Raw genomic sequence first — 14,998 nt, 5'->3', positions numbered from 1 at the left:
CTCAGCTGACATCCTCATCGGTTTCACCAGCAAGGCGCGCGGCAAAGCTGAGCCGGGCCAGCGTGTCGGCAAAGGCTGTCACTCCAAGTGCCTCGATCCGCCGCTCAAGGATCGCCTTTGCATCCTCCAGGCTTTCGGCTCCGGCCAGCTCTTCATCCAGGCCTTCGATCACCGGCCCGATCAGCGGTTCCCAGCCATGATCGTCCAGGATGGCGTCCACCGCCCGGTCGACTGCATCGTCCGGGCGCAACACTTGTGCCCCGGCCGTGACTGTCCGCAGTGCGCTCGTCTGCGTAGAAGGATCTTTCTGATCCTGATCTTCGGGCGCGGAACTTCCTGCTTGCAGCCCAAGCAGTTCTTCATCGGGATCAGGATCAGGCAATCCCAGATGATCGCGCATGGTCGACATGCCGACCTTCAATCCCATCGGCACCAAGGCCACCACATTCTTGACCAGGGCGTCCGTGTCGATCTCATCCGGCCGCCCGATCGAGATCTTTGGATAGGCGCGTCTGGGTCCGAAGTTGAGATCGATGAGCGCCCGCACCAGGTCCCGGTTCAGGGTCGCAGCACACTGCCGGGCATCTGCATCCTCAATGTCGGCGCGGACTTCATCGTGAACCCGGCCCACCGCATGGCCGCCGGCAATGGCATCGGTTGTTGCCGTCTGGCCCAGCACCAGTTTGGAGACCTGCCGGTCCAGCCAGTCGGCACGCTTTTCATAAAGCTCATGCGATCCGGTAAGGCTGGCCTCAATGAACTCGATCGCCATGCTTTCTGGAACAACGGCTGCGAAGTCCGTGCCGATGTTGGCAACGGCGCGCAGCAGCTTGTCCTTGTCCGCCTCGCTGGCGCCGGCGCCGTATTTGCCAAGCCTCAAAGGCTGGCCATAGGCTTCAACGAAGATCGCCCAGTCTTTCAGGGAGAAGGACTTGAAGAGGAAGGACCAGGCTGCGCCCCGCGCCAGACCGCCCCGGATTGGAAGCCCGGACTTTGCCTTGGCTGCATGGGTGATCCAGCCATAGGGTTTGAGGGGCTCGTCTTGACCCGGCGCGCGCAAGAGCAGCGTCTCGCCGTCCTCATCGTCAAAGCGGAACCAGCGCGGATCACGCCACTTGAAGGCTTTCGGTCGCCACTGGCCTTCCGACGTGTCCCAGAGGATTTCCGTGGCGGAAAAGCCTTTGCCAAGGGCATCCAGGATGTCGACGATCTCATCGCGGAACTGATCCCGGTCGGTGACCTCGCGCACCAGGTCTGCAGCCTCGACATCTTCCGCAGCATCGCTGGCCGCATCGACGGTGATCTCCAGACCGGCGACCTGGCGCTTTCGGATCCCCAGCACACCGGCATAATGCTCGTTGCGCTCTTCCATATCCTCGGCCAGTGCCAGATAGCGCTCCGGGTCGCCCTCGATGCTGTTCCTCAAGATGGACGCCAGCCGTCCTGGCGTCAGACCGGAGGCCGGATGCATCGCATCGGATCGGCGAATGGATCTGAGATCAGGGGCTGCCTGCTCTGTCTTGAGAGCTGCTGTGGAGATCGGCCGGCCGTAAGGATCCACAAGTCTCGGCTTCTTGACCATCAGAAGATTCCTTTCGATCGCCGGGTGCCGGCCATGCGGAATGGGGCATCCTCATCCAGTGTTCCGGCTGGTTCCTCAAACCGGCTGAGTGGTGCCGGCACCGGGATGTAGTCGTATTCAGCCCCGCCATTGTCGGCCGCATGAATGCCAAGGAACGCCGCCCAGGTCCTGTCGGCATGATCATCGTCCCGCTCGGCGACAAAGCGGGGAGCTCCGGTTGGCGAGGAGACTTTGCGGAGCTTGTGCAGATCCGAGCGCAGCTTCGTATCGCCCATGGTGATGCGCACGGTTCGGTCCTCGAACCGGTCCTTGGCGCTGGTTGCCATGATCAGCTTGTTGCCGGGGGTAAAGAGCACGCCCTCGACCCGGCTGCCGTGTTTGAGGATGGCGTCCTCGACCACCTTCTCGCCCATGCCGGTCTGGTCGATGCACGCACGGGCCACCCGGTAGCTCTGCATGACGCGGTCGAACTCGGCGTCCATGGAGCGGAAAGTGGCGCGTTTCTGTTCCACCCGCTCGCGCTCCCACAAGACATCGCCGATCTGTTCCCAGACCCAGATGACATGGAGATCCTGGCGCCGGCCAATATCCCGGCCGACGTAACAGATGCCGCCCTGGTAGCCGTCCGGATCTCCGGCCTCATCATCCTCGACGGATGAGATCAGATCGTAGGACAGCCAGGCGCTGGCCTCGTCCAGCCACTTCAGTTCGTATTCCTGCGCCCAGGCGTCTTCATCGGCGAGCCCCTCGCGGAGTTCGTCGATGTCGCGCGGCAGACCTCCGGCGACGGCCTGGTAAATGTCGACGTGATGCTTCGACCAGGCGGTGCCCTCGGCAGTCATCAGCTCATAGAACTTGTTGCCCTTGCCGTTGGGCGTCGAGGTCACCCGGAGTTTCCAGCCATTGGAGATCACCGGGAACAGCGCCTTCCAGATCGCCGCGCTGTCCTTGTGGAAGGCGAACTCGTCCAGGAACACATTGGCAGAGAAGCCGCGGGCGGTGTCTGGATTGGCGGGCAGGGCGGTGATCTTGGAGCCATGCGGCAGGGTGACTTCCAGAGCGCGGTAGGATCCCTCCTGACCCTGCCAGTCATACTCCTGCGCTTCGAAGCTCATGTTATAGGCGGCGGCATGAAGCTTGACGCCTTCGTCCATCGCCTCGCGCGCCTGGCGCTCACCGCGCGACAGGATCACCCAGCGCTGGCGCTTTTCCCGAACGGCGGCTTCGAAACAATCGTCGACCACTTCCAGGGTGGTGGTGAAGGTCTTGCCGGTCTGGCGGGCGAACATGCCGATCTTGAACCGGCTTTTGTCCAGCAGCCAGTTTTGCTGATAGCCATAAAGAGGAACCGCGGCTCTCATTCGGGGTCCGCCTTCGTCTGATCCTGTGTTTGGCTTTCGAAAATGCCATAGACCTCTTCGCGGATCTTTTTGAGGACAGCCTCGCCATCGATCTCCGGCGAACTGGCGGCGATGCCATCTGCAGCCACTTGGGTTGCCTTTTCCAGCCGGGCGCGGGTTTCGGTTTGGAGCGCGCGGCGACCGTCTGCCGACAGCCGTTGCGCCGAGACAGCGGACTGCAGTGCGCGCGCCAGTTCCATGACGCCCTTGGTGCCGATGCCGCCGCCCTCGATCGCCGCATGAATGGTCTCTTTCAGGAGCTGCACGATCATGACAGTGACATCGTCGCCGCGCTCGGGGCCCAGGGTCTCGGCAACGGCTGCTGCGATCTCCCGGGTTTCTGCCAGCTTGCGCAGGGTGGCGGCGCGTCGGGTCGAATAGCGATTGAAGCTGGAGGAGGAGATCCGTTCGCAGCCGATTGCCTCCAGACGGTCATTGAACTCAAACAGGATGTCTCCTTGCGTCCGCTGGCGTTCGGCCAGCTGCTCGACGGCCCACTGGATGGCGCCGTCGGCTTCGGGCGGCAAGAGGTCGATGGACGACAGGCGGCCACGGCCTTTGCGGGTCTTGGGATCGGGAACGGTCATGGCAGGGCTCCGATCAGGAGCTTCTGGAGGGAAGGGCAACGCCCTCGATCCGGCCGCGAAGCTCGAGATGGTCGACACCGGCCTGGCGGATCTCGGCGACCATCACGGTGCCGGCCTCGCGGATGTGCAGCGCCTGGAGATCTGCCAGCTTGCGAAGCTGGGTCCGGACCCAGTCCCTTGAGCGGCGGTGGCCATAGGTGTCGAGGGCGACGACCAGCGCATTGTCATGCAGCCGGCCATCGGCTTCCAGGTGCAGCGCCTTCAGGATCACCAGACGGGCATCTTCTGTCAGATAGGCATCGAAGTCGTTCATCTGGCCTCCCGAAGGTAATCATCAATGCGGTGAACGGTGCGCCCGACTGAAGAGACAGTCTCATCCAGGCGGCCAACGGTGCCACGCAGTTCGGCCAGGGAGAGCTTCAGCTCGGTGACATCATCCTTGGCCGGAAGATGGGTCAGTTCGGTCTCCACATGGCTGAGCCGCTTGTCCTGGTTCATCAGCATCTTGTCGACGGACTTCAGGTGCTCAGCATTCACCTTGGCCTTGGAGGTCAGCCAGGCATAGATCGTCGCCAGCAGCGAGATCAGAATGGCGATCAGCCCGGCCCATTCCTTGAAGAACCCGGCATCCATCACGGACCCTCCTCATCAGGCTCCTGGCGGCAGATCCGTTTCCAGACCGCATTGTTGGCCTTGACCTCGGTGATGGTCTGGTCGGTGTCGTCTTCCGACCAGCTGAGGGGGACAAAGGCAAAGCATGCAGCTGGCCTCGTGCCATTGACCGTGATCAGGGACGGATCAGGTTTGGGTGTCGGGGTCGGGGGCTGATCTTTTGAACCCGTCGTCAGCGTGCAGGCTGTCAGGATCGTGGCTGAGATCACGCAGAGCACGCTCGCGCGCAAGCGCTGCGTCATCGAGGAATTTCTGGACATCCTTGAGAGCCTCCAAAAGGGCTTCTTGCCGCCCGACAGATTTCTGGTGCTGCCTGGCCGCTTCCGCCCGGCGGCCTTCCACCTGGCTCAGAAGCAGGCGGACAACCGCAACAATCTGCGAGGCGATGGCGAGCCAGGTCATGAGCGGATTCCGGCGTTTACGTCAGCCGTGTCTTGGCAACGAGCCGCCCGATGATCGCCAGGATCGATCCGCCGGCGGCGACAACCTGAAGGCCAAGGTCCAAAAGGGCGCTCTGGTCTTCTCCGGAAACCTCGATGCCGAAGAAGAAACTCGCGGCGGTGGCAATCAGGGCGATCGCACCGCCCCAGACACCTTTGGAGAGAAGGGGGGATTTTGTGATGTCCATATCAGATGTCCTATCTGGCCTCATGCTTCGTTGGTGGAGAGAGCTGCGGCACTGGTCAGTTGAACCGTCTTGCGCGAGGGGGAAACGCCTTCGGGGATCCGCGCACTGAGCAGCCGGTTCTTGGAGATCCGCGCGATGGTGACCGCATCGGACTGGTTGCCGCCCAGCACGAAATAACAATTGGCATCCTCGCCGACGTAAAAGCCGACATGGCCCTTCCAGCCCGACTTCGAGCCGCGCCAGAAGACGAGGATCGCGCCGATTTCCGGGTCCACCCGCCGTCCGAACTGCTGCCAGTTGCGGGCCCCCAGAACATTTGAGGGCAAGGGCGCATCGGGAGCGCCGATGCGCATGCAATGCGCGACGAAGAGCCCGCACCAGGGAATGTCGTCGCCGGCATAGTCCAGGTGGAGACCTTCGGCCCAATTGAGAATGACCGGATTGCTCTCACGGCCGGCAACCTCCGCGACGCCCTTCAGGCGCTCGGCTTCCAGGAGCCAGGCCGGCTTGTCTTCAGACGATGGTGCAGGAACAGCTCGCCGTTCTGCGGTCCCGGCGAAGAGCTTGCCCAATGTGATCGGGCCGGGATAGGGACGCGCCCGCAAGCCACTGGCGAGCTTGAAGCCGGTCATGGCGCTGCGGGTGGATGGGCCGGCGTCGCCATCGATCGGGCCAGTGTACCAGCCAAGGGTTTGAAGACGGGTTTGAACGGACTTCAAGAGGTCTTTATCGAAGGATGTGGTCACAGGCCGAACACTCCGCGGATGGGAGCTTCACCATGGCGGAGAGGTCAGGGCTTTGCCGGTCCCCCGCGTGAGGGTCTCAAGACTGTCAGCCGTGTTTCAGGTCGGAGAACAAAAGGCCCTGGCGCGTATCGGTCCGGCCATTGAGCCAGCGGCGAACCGTGTCGTCTTTCAGCTTGAGGCGCCGGGCGATTGCCAGGACGCTGGTGCCTTTGGCGCGCAGCCGTTCGGCGATCCACGGCTTGCCTTGTGGCACACGAATAGACCCCGGACCGAGCTCCTTGGCAAGAGCAATGGCCTTATCCCGGCCGATGATCGCAGCAATGGAAGATCCGCTGGTCGGGTTCTGCGACAGATAGACAGGCCCGCCGCCGAACTCGAGCAGGAAGCTGATTGCATCGTCTTCGCCCAGGAGATCGACAAAGGGCTGGAGATGGGCAGGACATGTCGCCGAAGACGGGGAGGAAGACATGGCGGTCAGGCCTCTTCTGTCCGGGCCGCGATCTTCTCTCGGGCCTGGCGCAGCAATCTGCCAAGCCTGTTCATGACGAGAACCCAGTCGGCTTTGGTCAAGGTGGCGAGCTCCTGCTGCCCGGTGGCATTGCCCACGAAGTCGATAAGAGAAGCGGCAGGCAATGCGTCCAGACTGTCCAGTTGCGACCACTGGGTCAGGGCGACCTGGAACCGGGGATTGTTCAAAAGCGCTGGCCGTCCCGACCGCTTGCGGAACAGGTCACTGTTGCCTGTAGCTCCCCGGATCCAGCCCTTCAGGCCTTCGATCGCGGAAGCGGCATCTTCGCCGTGATGCAGGAAGCGCGTGTGATCCAGACCGGTCTGGCGTTGAACAAAAGCCGTCATGGCCTTGTCCGAGCGGTCATCAATGACACCGAGATTATATCCGGCTTTCCAGAGCGCCTGCAGCACGGGCGCGTAACGCCCGCTGGCCGTGGTGGCGCCGCTCAGCCGGTTCATTTCTGCAAGAACTTTCCGGTGCTCCGTGCTGTCCATATTGGCTGAGGACGTCTTGCCGGTCACACGCTCAAGCATGGCCCGGTAGGTGTCGTCGTCCAGTCCGAGTTGCTTTTTTCTGATGTGGATCCTGGCAATCGCGCTCATGGGTCTCAGTCCTTGTAGGGAATGCAGGTTCTGAACTGTCCGCCAACGGCTCCCGCATCACCCAGAGGTTTGGGATGGGGTTCAGGATGCGGAGTGGGATGCGGCCCGGCATGCAGTGTGAGCCGCTTCGAAGCGGCCAACTCCTGGCGCAGGAGCTCGGTCGTGACCCGTTTCAGATCATCTCTGAGATCGGGCATCCGGTGGAGCCGGTAGCGGTGCCGGTCGGCCTCGCGCAGCAGCGCATCCCGCTGCTCGCGCAAGGCTGCGCCAGTGTTGACCGGCGCTGCGTCCAAGGTGACAAGGCGCGGCATCTCACGCGCCCTGATCTCTGACGTTGATCTGGTCCATGCGGTCGATCAGGGCCAGGACGTCTTCGGTGCGTCCTTCTGCGACCAGAGTGGCCGGTGCCTCATTGCCGAGCTCCGGATGGGGCAGGTTGAACCACTCCATCGCCTTTTCGGGCCTGAAATGCCGTTCCAGCCGTTGTCCGACCGCCCGCACGTGGTTCCAGAACAGTGTTCCCTCGTCGTTGTTCTCCGTCATCACATTCCTCCCTTCCAGTCAGCCAACTTTTGCCAGATCAATCGAGATCGGCTGCCATTTTCCATCAGGCGTTTCGCGCTTGTGGAACCGGACATAGGTCTTTGATCCGGTGATCCGCATGGCATCGCGAATGGCGTCCATCGCCTTCAGCCAGCGATCATCCTCGATCTCCAGCCTGAGCAGCATGAAGATCTCCGACCGGTTGATCTGGCCCTCCCGATCCGTGTTGAACGCCCGTGTCACAATGGCCCGAATTTCTGCCGGGCTGTCAGCTGACCACTCATTCAGGCATTCATCAATCAGACCCTTGGCAATCTGGAGCTGCGGACCGAAGTCGATAAAGTCTGCCACCTGGACACTGACTTTCATGCACCGGTCCAGGCTCTGATAGGTCCGGTTGCCTTTCTTGCCGCCTCGGGTCAGGCCGTAGTGCTGTTGGAGCAGGGCATCGAACTCACCAAGGTCCGTGATGGTATGGCCCCGGAACCGGGCGATCTGCGCCGAGAGATCTTCCGCGAAACCGATGATCTTGCGCACCATCTCGTCTTCGAGCTTGTCTGAAGGCCGGACGAGCTCAAGAGGGACCAGTTTGCCTTGGTTGTCTTCCATGTAGCTCTTGCCGGCCACGGTGAGAACGCCTGCCTCAACCGTTGGGGCCGCGTTGCAATCTTTTGTCGTTTCCATGTCAGGTCTCCATCTGCCGGGATTGATCAAGGGCAGAGCGGCCCGGTATCGGGTCGCCCATCAGGGTCGCTGTGATCTCTGCCGTGCCAGGCCGCTTTGCGTGATCCACCACTGGCGGCACGGTGAACTTGCGCGGCAGCCAGGTCTTTGACTGCGGCAGGTCGACGGGCAGTTTCTGACGTCCGTCGTGCCGGTCGAGAAGAGTGCAGAGCCAGCCTTCGGTCTGGCACAGGCATCTGGCCTTGAAGACCACCGCGCGCACATCGTCGGCCTCGCGGTGCAAGAGGTAGGCGATCCGGTCATAATCTTCGCCCAGAGCCCGAAGGCCGAGGGCAAAGGCGAGATCGCGCTTGGACCAGCCGCTCATGACCGGTCCTTTTGTGAGCTTTGGCTTTGCCTGAAGTTCGGGCGGATAACCTTGCCATCGCTCTCCAGCACCAGCTGTTCCATGACCTCCTGGCTGGCGCCTTCCAGAATGCCGCGGCTCTTGTCCACCGATGCATTCAGGCGGTGGATGGCAACTTCTGCTTCCAGGTTCTTGGCGATCTTGAACAGAAGCGCGAAGGTCCGGGCCAGAACCAGCATCTGGCGGGCAGGCAAGGGATCTCCTGCCTTGCCTGCACTGAGAAAATCCTCATGAAAGGCATTGAGACTGGCGCTCAGCTGTCCGATGGGCACTACGCTCATGTCACGTCCTCCACATCCCGGTTCTTCCAGGCTGCCTGGATGTGCCCGACCTTTAGGGTCTCGCCATTGCCCATGGCAATCATCGTGGCCAGCTTCATGGTCTTGTCGATCTGGCGCAGGGCGCCGCCCTTCATGCCGATGCCGATCAGAAGCTTGATGCAATCGGGGTCGCTGACATTCCAGCCGGAGATGAAGGTGCGAAGATCGCTCACCCGTGGTTTTTCGCGCTTGAGCCTTTTGCCAAGACGGCTTTTCAGCTGGGCATAGGACGGCCCGTCGTTCTTCTTGGTGAAACGTCCGTAGACTTCGTTGTTGCCGACAAGGGCCACACCGCACTTGTGAACATCGACAAAGTGCCTGAGCTGGTTGATGGCGTCATCGACCAGGTTCTGCGCCTCATCGACGATCAGAAGCGACCCGTTGCCAATGCGCTGCAGCTTGCGGCCGATGGCGCGGGTGAGCTTGGCCGGATTGTGCTCCATGACGTCCAGTTCTGCAGCCAGTTCCACCAGCATGCCATGGACGGTCTTGGTCTGCGGCGAGACGGTGGCCAGATAAGCGTGCGGGCGGGTGGCGCAATAGTGGCGGCAGGCCTCGGTTTTGCCGGTGCCGGCCCCTTGCGTGATCATGACAAGGTCGGAGGTCATCTGCGCCCATGAGAGCGTTTCGATGATCTCCTGTGACATCTGCATCTTCATGAAGCCGGGTGAGACCGGGATCTGCGAACAGATGTCTGCCTGTTCCTCAATGGCATCCAGCCATTTGCCGACAGCCAGGTTCTGGTTGTCCAGTCGCCCGGAGTATTTGCCTGAGTACCACGTCGAGAACGTGCCGCTTGGCATGCCGATCCGGCGGGCAACTTCGCCCATGGACCAGCCATTTGAGCGAGCGACCTCGATCACCCGGTCAACAAGGCCCCACCAAAGGTCGATGTCATGGGTTGTGCGGTTCGTGCCGAGGTCCGGGCCGGTGACCGGACGCTCCCAGCTGGTTTTGCGGAAGGGGGCAGCGCCAGACCTGGCAACATCCGGGGAGCTGCCCCCGGAAACTGGGGAATGTGTATTCATCAACTGGTCCCTTAACGTTCGCCGGACCGTGTCCGGTCATGGTTTTTGGGAACCGTACGCAAGACTATTCGGCTCAACTTGATTGGATGCTTCGTCTGACGATTGATCGCTTTCCGGATCAAAAGCCGGGTCATTGATGTGGTCGATGGAGCCGGAACCACGCACCAGCTTGAGCGCCCGGGCAAAACTGTATTCGACAGCTTCATCCTGGGCGCCCTCGTCTGATGGCGGTCTGTGCACAGCGGTCCGGATGTTCAGCTCCGGTACCAATCTTGGAATGTTGGGTGTTTTGTGCTCGGAAGATGCATCTTCAGAAGCTTGCCCGGGCGCGTCCTTCGGGGCGCCCTTGGCGTAGATATCTGCCAGCTGGGCAGCGCTGAGCGCTGCATGTGTGCGGCGCTCCTGATTGACGGCCTTGGTCCAGGCGCTGCGCGAGCGTTCATGGACGCGGGCAGCATCGACATCATGAAAGCCAGTGTCGGCCACGCAGTCCGCCTCGCAGATCAGCGCATTGGTCAGGTCGTAGACCTTGAGAGGCCGGGTCAGATGGTCGGGATCAAAGCGAATGATGACGCGCTTGCCCGCATGAGCGGTCAGCGCTGGGTGCCAGAAGCGGTTGCCATAAAGATGGATCTCACCATTGCCCTTGCGCGCCTTGAAGGCTTCGGACGCCAGCAGCCACAAGGCTCGCTGGGCATTGGTTGGCCAGCGCACGATCGTTGCCGGATCGGCGAGGCTCGCTTCGAAAGTCTCCTCGAACGAGCGTCCGGCGCAGGTGGCAGCCTTCCGGCCAGCGCGCAGATTGTGCTCGTGGATTTGGCCATCGACGTGGAGCTTGAGGTCTTCGAAGGCAACGGCCCGGCTGGCGTAGTTCTCTGGCTTGGCATCCGGGCTGTTGCCCGTATAGGCACCGGCACAGGCGGGATGCCTTGCAATATCGTCGGTGAGATCGCGGAACGCCCGTTCGATCGGCTTGGATTGGCCGGAAAATGGCTTGGTCCAGGAGAGGTCTATGCCGAGGGCCACCAGAAGCCCGCGCGGGTCTTCTTCGCGCACCTTGAAACGGTAGCGGGTCTTTGCCCCGCCCGTGATCCACTTGGAGGCAAAGGCGCGGCCATTGTCGAGGGTGATCTTGTCGGGAATGCCATAGTGCTCGACCATGTCGCCAATGGTCAAACGCACGGTTTCCTTGTTTTCGGATTCTGCCAATCGCCAGGAGACGAATTTGCCGGAATAAAGATCCTGCAGGGCCACGAGACAGGGGCGGATGATGTCGCCATTTGGCATGCGCGCAAAGACGTCCAGCTTGTGGCCGTCCATGTTGACCGCTTCCATGGCGTGAAGGTGATGGCGGGTTCTGCGCTGCGGCGGGTAAAGCGCCTTGGCCTTGTCCCGGCCCTCGCGCGCCAGAACCTGGACGGCACGGGGAACTTCTGCATCGAGACGCCGACGCAGGGAGCGTTCCGAGGGGATCTTGCCCCAGTCATGTTCCTTTGCCGCAGACACCACCCGCCGATAGCAGGCCGACAGGGAGGGTTGCTCCGGACGCAGGTAGTCCGACTTGAAGGTGTCCCAGGCATCCGGATGGCACTCGGCCCGGTCGCTGGTTTCGGAACCTGAAGATCTGGAGGTTGAGGATCTGGGTGCAAGGGCGGCCAGCCAATCCTCACGCGCCTTGCCCTGGATCTGGCCAAGCCAGGCATAAAGCGTGGCGGTGGCAATTCCTGCCCGTTTTGCCGCCATGCGCATGGCCGCCGTCTGGGTCAGGCCTGCAGCCTTCAGTTCCTCAACCTCCTGAAGCGCGTTCAAACGGTCCTTACACAAGGATTTATTTGTGTCTGAAAGCGCGTCATAGCGCTTCCAGAGATCCTTCCGGCGCCTTAGGGCATTCTTGTCTTGGTCGTCTGAGGCAGGCTCGCTGATGATGGTCAGCCGCAATTGGGCAGGCCGTGGCAGCAAGGCGATGTGATATTCGAGACCGCCACCGCGCCCCTTGCGCTTGCGGGCATAAAGCGGGTTGTCCCTCCAGCCCTCAGCCTTCGCCACTGCCTCCAGTCCCTGACGGGTCTGCGGAAGATCCGGCAGATGGGCTGCGGCAAGCTCGGAGAGGGAGAACCAGCTGATCATGAGGTGCTCCTCCCCCCGGACTTGTGCCGTTTGATCACCACGGGCACCGAGCGGAGCGTCTTGAGCTGTTTGACCAGATCCTTTTGCTCCTGTTGGAGCCGTGCGATCTCAGCCAGGCGCGCTTCGTCGCCTTCAAGAACCAGCAGACCATCTTCGGAGACAATCATGTCCCAGAGCCAGTTGGCCCCGGTGGCCCGGACAAAGGCCTTGAATCGCACCAGGGAAATGTCGTGGCTGGCTTTGCTCTCGGCGGTATAGGCATCAAGCGTTGCCTTGGAGAGGTTTGGCAGGCCGAGATATTGCGCCATACGCGCGGCAATCACCGGGCGGTCATGGGGACAGTCTCGAATGGCCTGTGCCATGGCGCGTTTGATCTTCGAGCGGAAACGATCGAGATCGATGGTTGTGGTGGCCACCCGAACTGGAAACAGAGCTTCCTGGAAGAGGTCGAACTGATCGGGATGAGGCTTGTTGGGATTGTGGGTCATTCGGCCGCCTCAGGCATGGAGGCCTCATTCATCAGGGCGTTCCTGATGCCGATGTGGTCGAGAAACCGGGCTTTGGTCAGCTCGCTCGCCTGATCCCACGCCGCAACCAGAGCGCCAAAGGCCTGCGTCTGAAGGTCAGGCCGCGTTGGCTTTGGGCGATCATCGATCGCAGCAAGCACTTGCCTGAGATCCGGCTCTTGCTCGAATGCCAGGGCTGCCTGTTTCTGTTTGGCTGGCTCCATCTTCGCCAGCTTCAGCAGCGCTGACTGGTTGTCGGCAACAGCTGTGCCTCGCACGGCGGTTCTCAGATCCGCATGGAGATGCTGCGAGATCTGGTTGAGGCGCTTAATGGTCTTCGGGTGCAGGCCAAGCCGCTTGGCGGTGTACTCCGAGAAGGATGGTCCATCCGTAGGGACAACTTGTCCCAACGGGTCGCGCGCCGAGATTGTTTTGATCTCGCCATTTCTGGCTTCCCAAAGTTCCCGGTACTTCAGAACAAAGACCGCGCGGTCTATCACAGACAGTTCGTTACGGTGAAGGTTCTCGCTGACCTCGAGAAGCTGGGCTTCGGGTTGGTCCGCTTTGAGGACAACGCAGTCGATGGTCTCCAGGGCCAGGAGTTCTGCAGCGCGTAGGCGATGAGCACCAGCCACAAGGGTATAGCTACCCCCTTTGGCGCGGGGCGTTGCCCGAACCGTGATCGGGTTCATCAGGCCGTATTCGGCAATTGATCCGGCGATCACCAGCGCATGATCTTCTTCGACCTCTCGCAGGCGGTCAGCGACAATAATTTTTGAAAGTGGAAGGGACTTGAACTCGGCCATTACGCGGCCCCCAAATTCAGTGAAGCGGGACAGGTGAGGTCTGGTTCCAACTGGAACTTGAACAGCATGTCGGCGGTCTCGGCGATCTGGCCGTAGTGAGCTGCGAAGACGGCGCACTCAAGCCGCGCGTTCACGGTGCTCAGTGCCCGGTTAACCGCCTCACGGGAGCGCTCCTGCATCTCTACGACGCGTCGCTTTGGAATGTTGAACTCGGTGATCATCAGGTGCAGCACGACTTGTCGTGCGAGCGCTGCATCGAACCAGTCATGAGGTGGCTCGATCACCGCATCGACACTGAGATGCGGGAAGCCGTTGCGGGTCGCCGAAACACAGGCAAAGAACACTGCGTTCAGGATCTCTTGCTGATCATGGAGGTTCAGCATCGAAAACCTCCCCTAGTGAAGTCAGCGCGCCTGTTCGGCGTCGGAAGAGAACAGGCGCGCTGGTCCCCCACAGCGGGCGGATACGAGATACTGAGCCCAAACCTGGGGGAAACCAGTTCGAGAAAACCGGACCAGAGCGAAACCCTGAGGGACAGAAGCGCACTCATTGGTTCGCTGCCTGGATCAGATGGGACGTTGCGATAAGAACCGATAGCAAGCCGCAGCCGATCGCTCCGAGCAAGAAGGCGGTTTCTCGCCAATGCGCAGTCTTGCGGCCTGTCCCTTGAAACGGATGATGCATCGCATCCGGCATGTCGAATTGGACAGCGGGTTTCGGCGTTGCATGGAACCGGTGGGACGGGCAAAATCGGTTGGACGCTGCAAATTCTGGTGGAGCCGCTACGTCCGAAACCGGGCTTGCCGTATCATGGGGGCGGGCCACCCTACGCGGCCTTGGTTGCCGCGGTGCCAGAAGAGGAGCACTCAGAGCACTTCTTCGGGCTAGCAGACTCGGCTTCGTATTTGGTAGACAGAATGCGGGATGTTCGAATGGGGTAACGGTCCGGAAAGAGAACCTCGACCGGTTCGCCAAGAAACCTGGCCAAGGCTGCTTCTGCCTTGCGATGGGTTCTTGCCCAGACACCCCGGAATGATTTGGGATTAATGCCTTCTCGCTCTGCGAGAGCCGTCAGGGTCATGCCCTGACGATGCAATTCGGCTTTGATGGCGTGTTTATCCCATAGTTTTCCGGTCATCGGATATCTCCGGCGGTGCCGGCCTGTAAAAACAGACGGCCTATGTCGAGGTGAAAACGCAATCGCGGGCTGCATGTGCTGCCTGCTACAATTTTAGATAAGGCACAAATGGGGCTTTGTAAACCCCGAATGTGCTTTATGAGGTTCATTTGGCACGACCAGAGATCATCAAAACGGAACTTGGAAGGCGTCTTCGAGATGTCCGGAAAGCCGTTGGTGATCCTCAACGCGATGAATTTGCGAATGAATTAGGGATCAGCGACAAGTCTCTCGCAAACTATGAGCGCGGTGATCGAGTGCCCGATGCAAATGTGCTTGCTAGCTATTTTCTCAAATACAACGTCAACATCACATGGATCGTAGCCGCCGAAGGCTCAATGTTCCTGGATGGTGGCCCGCCTACTCCCGATGGCAATGGGGATCCGGCCGTCCAGCCCGCGGTCTTCAAGGCAACTGGAAAGCTGGTTCACGAGAGCCACAAGGCGAAGGGTGTGATGCTGCCTTCTGATGCGCATCTGGCCGAGACGGTGTCCCGCTACAATGAGTTGGTGGCAGCTGCCAGAAACCCTGCCGATGAGAGCGAGCTTAGGGCGCTATTCCCCTGGCTGCAGCTTCGGATTTCACAGGATCTGGAAGAGGCCCAAAACGCGCCAGGCTCCGGCAAACGTTCGGGCTGATGTTGATCAGAGATTGCAATTTTTAACATTGCAAT

General features: G+C 60.9%; 22 protein-coding genes. 1 reads left to right on the top strand and 21 read right to left on the bottom strand.

The genetic code is table 11. The features are described from left to right. Position 1 precedes the first annotated feature (1 nt). The 21 genes from ABJZ52_RS02885 to ABJZ52_RS02785 form a co-directional block, all read right to left on the bottom strand. Entirely contained in the window at positions 2-1,582 is a 1,581-nt protein-coding gene (locus ABJZ52_RS02885) for a DUF935 domain-containing protein (RefSeq protein WP_348191530.1), read from the bottom strand. Continuing rightward, a complete protein-coding gene (locus ABJZ52_RS02880) occupies positions 1,582-2,943 on the bottom strand; it encodes a terminase family protein (protein WP_348191532.1) in 1,362 nt (453 codons plus the stop codon). The genes ABJZ52_RS02885 and ABJZ52_RS02880 overlap by 1 nt, the downstream gene beginning before the upstream one ends. Next, positions 2,940-3,569, bottom strand: a complete 630-nt coding sequence (locus tag ABJZ52_RS02875; protein ID WP_348191534.1) for a phage protein Gp27 family protein — start codon at positions 3,567-3,569, stop codon at positions 2,940-2,942. Before ABJZ52_RS02875 ends, ABJZ52_RS02880 begins: the two co-directional genes overlap by 4 nt. A 13-nt stretch (positions 3,570-3,582) precedes the next feature. Further along, positions 3,583-3,882 carry a hypothetical protein gene (locus ABJZ52_RS02870; RefSeq protein ID WP_348191536.1) on the bottom strand — a complete coding sequence of 100 codons (300 nt, stop codon included), beginning with the start codon at positions 3,880-3,882 and terminating at the stop codon, positions 3,583-3,585. Continuing rightward, a complete protein-coding gene (locus ABJZ52_RS02865) occupies positions 3,879-4,202 on the bottom strand; it encodes a DUF2730 family protein (RefSeq protein WP_289034384.1) in 324 nt (107 codons plus the stop codon). The genes ABJZ52_RS02870 and ABJZ52_RS02865 overlap by 4 nt, the downstream gene beginning before the upstream one ends. Before the next feature lie 165 nt (positions 4,203-4,367). After that, complete coding sequence (locus ABJZ52_RS02860) at positions 4,368-4,643, bottom strand: hypothetical protein (protein WP_348191540.1); 276 nt, start codon at positions 4,641-4,643, stop codon at positions 4,368-4,370. 16 nt (positions 4,644-4,659) lie between these two features. Then, a complete protein-coding gene (locus ABJZ52_RS02855; RefSeq protein WP_348191543.1) occupies positions 4,660-4,869 on the bottom strand; it encodes a hypothetical protein in 210 nt (69 codons plus the stop codon). 20 nt (positions 4,870-4,889) lie between these two features. After that, a complete protein-coding gene (locus tag ABJZ52_RS02850) occupies positions 4,890-5,615 on the bottom strand; it encodes a TIGR02594 family protein (protein ID WP_348191545.1) in 726 nt (241 codons plus the stop codon). Positions 5,616-5,700: 85 nt separating this feature from the next. Continuing rightward, positions 5,701-6,084, bottom strand: a complete 384-nt coding sequence (locus ABJZ52_RS02845) for a transposase family protein (RefSeq protein WP_348191548.1) — start codon at positions 6,082-6,084, stop codon at positions 5,701-5,703. A 5-nt stretch (positions 6,085-6,089) separates the two neighbouring features. Then, positions 6,090-6,728: a regulatory protein GemA gene (locus tag ABJZ52_RS02840; RefSeq protein ID WP_348191551.1), complete on the bottom strand. Its 639-nt coding sequence runs from the start codon at positions 6,726-6,728 to the stop codon at positions 6,090-6,092. Positions 6,729-6,733: 5 nt separating this feature from the next. Next, positions 6,734-7,039 carry a hypothetical protein gene (locus tag ABJZ52_RS02835; protein ID WP_348191554.1) on the bottom strand — a complete coding sequence of 102 codons (306 nt, stop codon included), beginning with the start codon at positions 7,037-7,039 and terminating at the stop codon, positions 6,734-6,736. Between the two features lies 1 nt (position 7,040). Beyond that, positions 7,041-7,271 carry an antitoxin Xre/MbcA/ParS toxin-binding domain-containing protein gene (locus ABJZ52_RS02830; RefSeq protein WP_348191556.1) on the bottom strand — a complete coding sequence of 77 codons (231 nt, stop codon included), beginning with the start codon at positions 7,269-7,271 and terminating at the stop codon, positions 7,041-7,043. A gap of 18 nt (positions 7,272-7,289) precedes the next feature. Beyond that, positions 7,290-7,955 carry a DUF3164 family protein gene (locus tag ABJZ52_RS02825; RefSeq protein ID WP_348191557.1) on the bottom strand — a complete coding sequence of 222 codons (666 nt, stop codon included), beginning with the start codon at positions 7,953-7,955 and terminating at the stop codon, positions 7,290-7,292. Between the two features lies 1 nt (position 7,956). After that, positions 7,957-8,322 carry a hypothetical protein gene (locus ABJZ52_RS02820; RefSeq protein WP_348191560.1) on the bottom strand — a complete coding sequence of 122 codons (366 nt, stop codon included), beginning with the start codon at positions 8,320-8,322 and terminating at the stop codon, positions 7,957-7,959. After that, positions 8,319-8,642, bottom strand: a complete 324-nt coding sequence (locus tag ABJZ52_RS02815; protein WP_348191561.1) for a hypothetical protein — start codon at positions 8,640-8,642, stop codon at positions 8,319-8,321. The genes ABJZ52_RS02820 and ABJZ52_RS02815 overlap by 4 nt, the downstream gene beginning before the upstream one ends. Next, positions 8,639-9,709, bottom strand: a complete 1,071-nt coding sequence (locus ABJZ52_RS02810) for an AAA family ATPase (protein ID WP_348191563.1) — start codon at positions 9,707-9,709, stop codon at positions 8,639-8,641. Before ABJZ52_RS02810 ends, ABJZ52_RS02815 begins: the two co-directional genes overlap by 4 nt. A 36-nt stretch (positions 9,710-9,745) precedes the next feature. Then, positions 9,746-11,836: a transposase domain-containing protein gene (locus ABJZ52_RS02805; RefSeq protein ID WP_348191566.1), complete on the bottom strand. Its 2,091-nt coding sequence runs from the start codon at positions 11,834-11,836 to the stop codon at positions 9,746-9,748. Continuing rightward, positions 11,833-12,324: a hypothetical protein gene (locus ABJZ52_RS02800; protein WP_348191568.1), complete on the bottom strand. Its 492-nt coding sequence runs from the start codon at positions 12,322-12,324 to the stop codon at positions 11,833-11,835. The genes ABJZ52_RS02805 and ABJZ52_RS02800 overlap by 4 nt, the downstream gene beginning before the upstream one ends. Next, complete coding sequence (locus ABJZ52_RS02795; RefSeq protein ID WP_348191570.1) at positions 12,321-13,148, bottom strand: ParB N-terminal domain-containing protein; 828 nt, start codon at positions 13,146-13,148, stop codon at positions 12,321-12,323. Before ABJZ52_RS02795 ends, ABJZ52_RS02800 begins: the two co-directional genes overlap by 4 nt. Further along, complete coding sequence (locus tag ABJZ52_RS02790; protein ID WP_348191572.1) at positions 13,148-13,531, bottom strand: hypothetical protein; 384 nt, start codon at positions 13,529-13,531, stop codon at positions 13,148-13,150. Before ABJZ52_RS02790 ends, ABJZ52_RS02795 begins: the two co-directional genes overlap by 1 nt. A 443-nt stretch (positions 13,532-13,974) precedes the next feature. Then, the gene (locus ABJZ52_RS02785; RefSeq protein WP_348191575.1) at positions 13,975-14,286 is read right to left on the bottom strand and encodes a helix-turn-helix transcriptional regulator; all 312 of its coding nucleotides are present in this window, start codon (positions 14,284-14,286) and stop codon (positions 13,975-13,977) included. Positions 14,287-14,435: 149 nt separating this feature from the next. Between ABJZ52_RS02785 and ABJZ52_RS02780 the strand changes: the two genes are divergently transcribed. Then, a complete protein-coding gene (locus ABJZ52_RS02780; protein WP_348191578.1) occupies positions 14,436-14,963 on the top strand; it encodes a helix-turn-helix transcriptional regulator in 528 nt (175 codons plus the stop codon). The last annotated feature ends 35 nt before the right edge of the window (positions 14,964-14,998 follow it).

It is taken from the genome of Roseibium sp. (assembly GCF_039982295.1).
Classification (GTDB): domain Bacteria; phylum Pseudomonadota; class Alphaproteobacteria; order Rhizobiales; family Stappiaceae; genus Roseibium.
The sequence above is the reverse complement of the archived record's forward strand: the minus strand, read 5'-3'. Positions and strand labels throughout refer to the sequence as shown.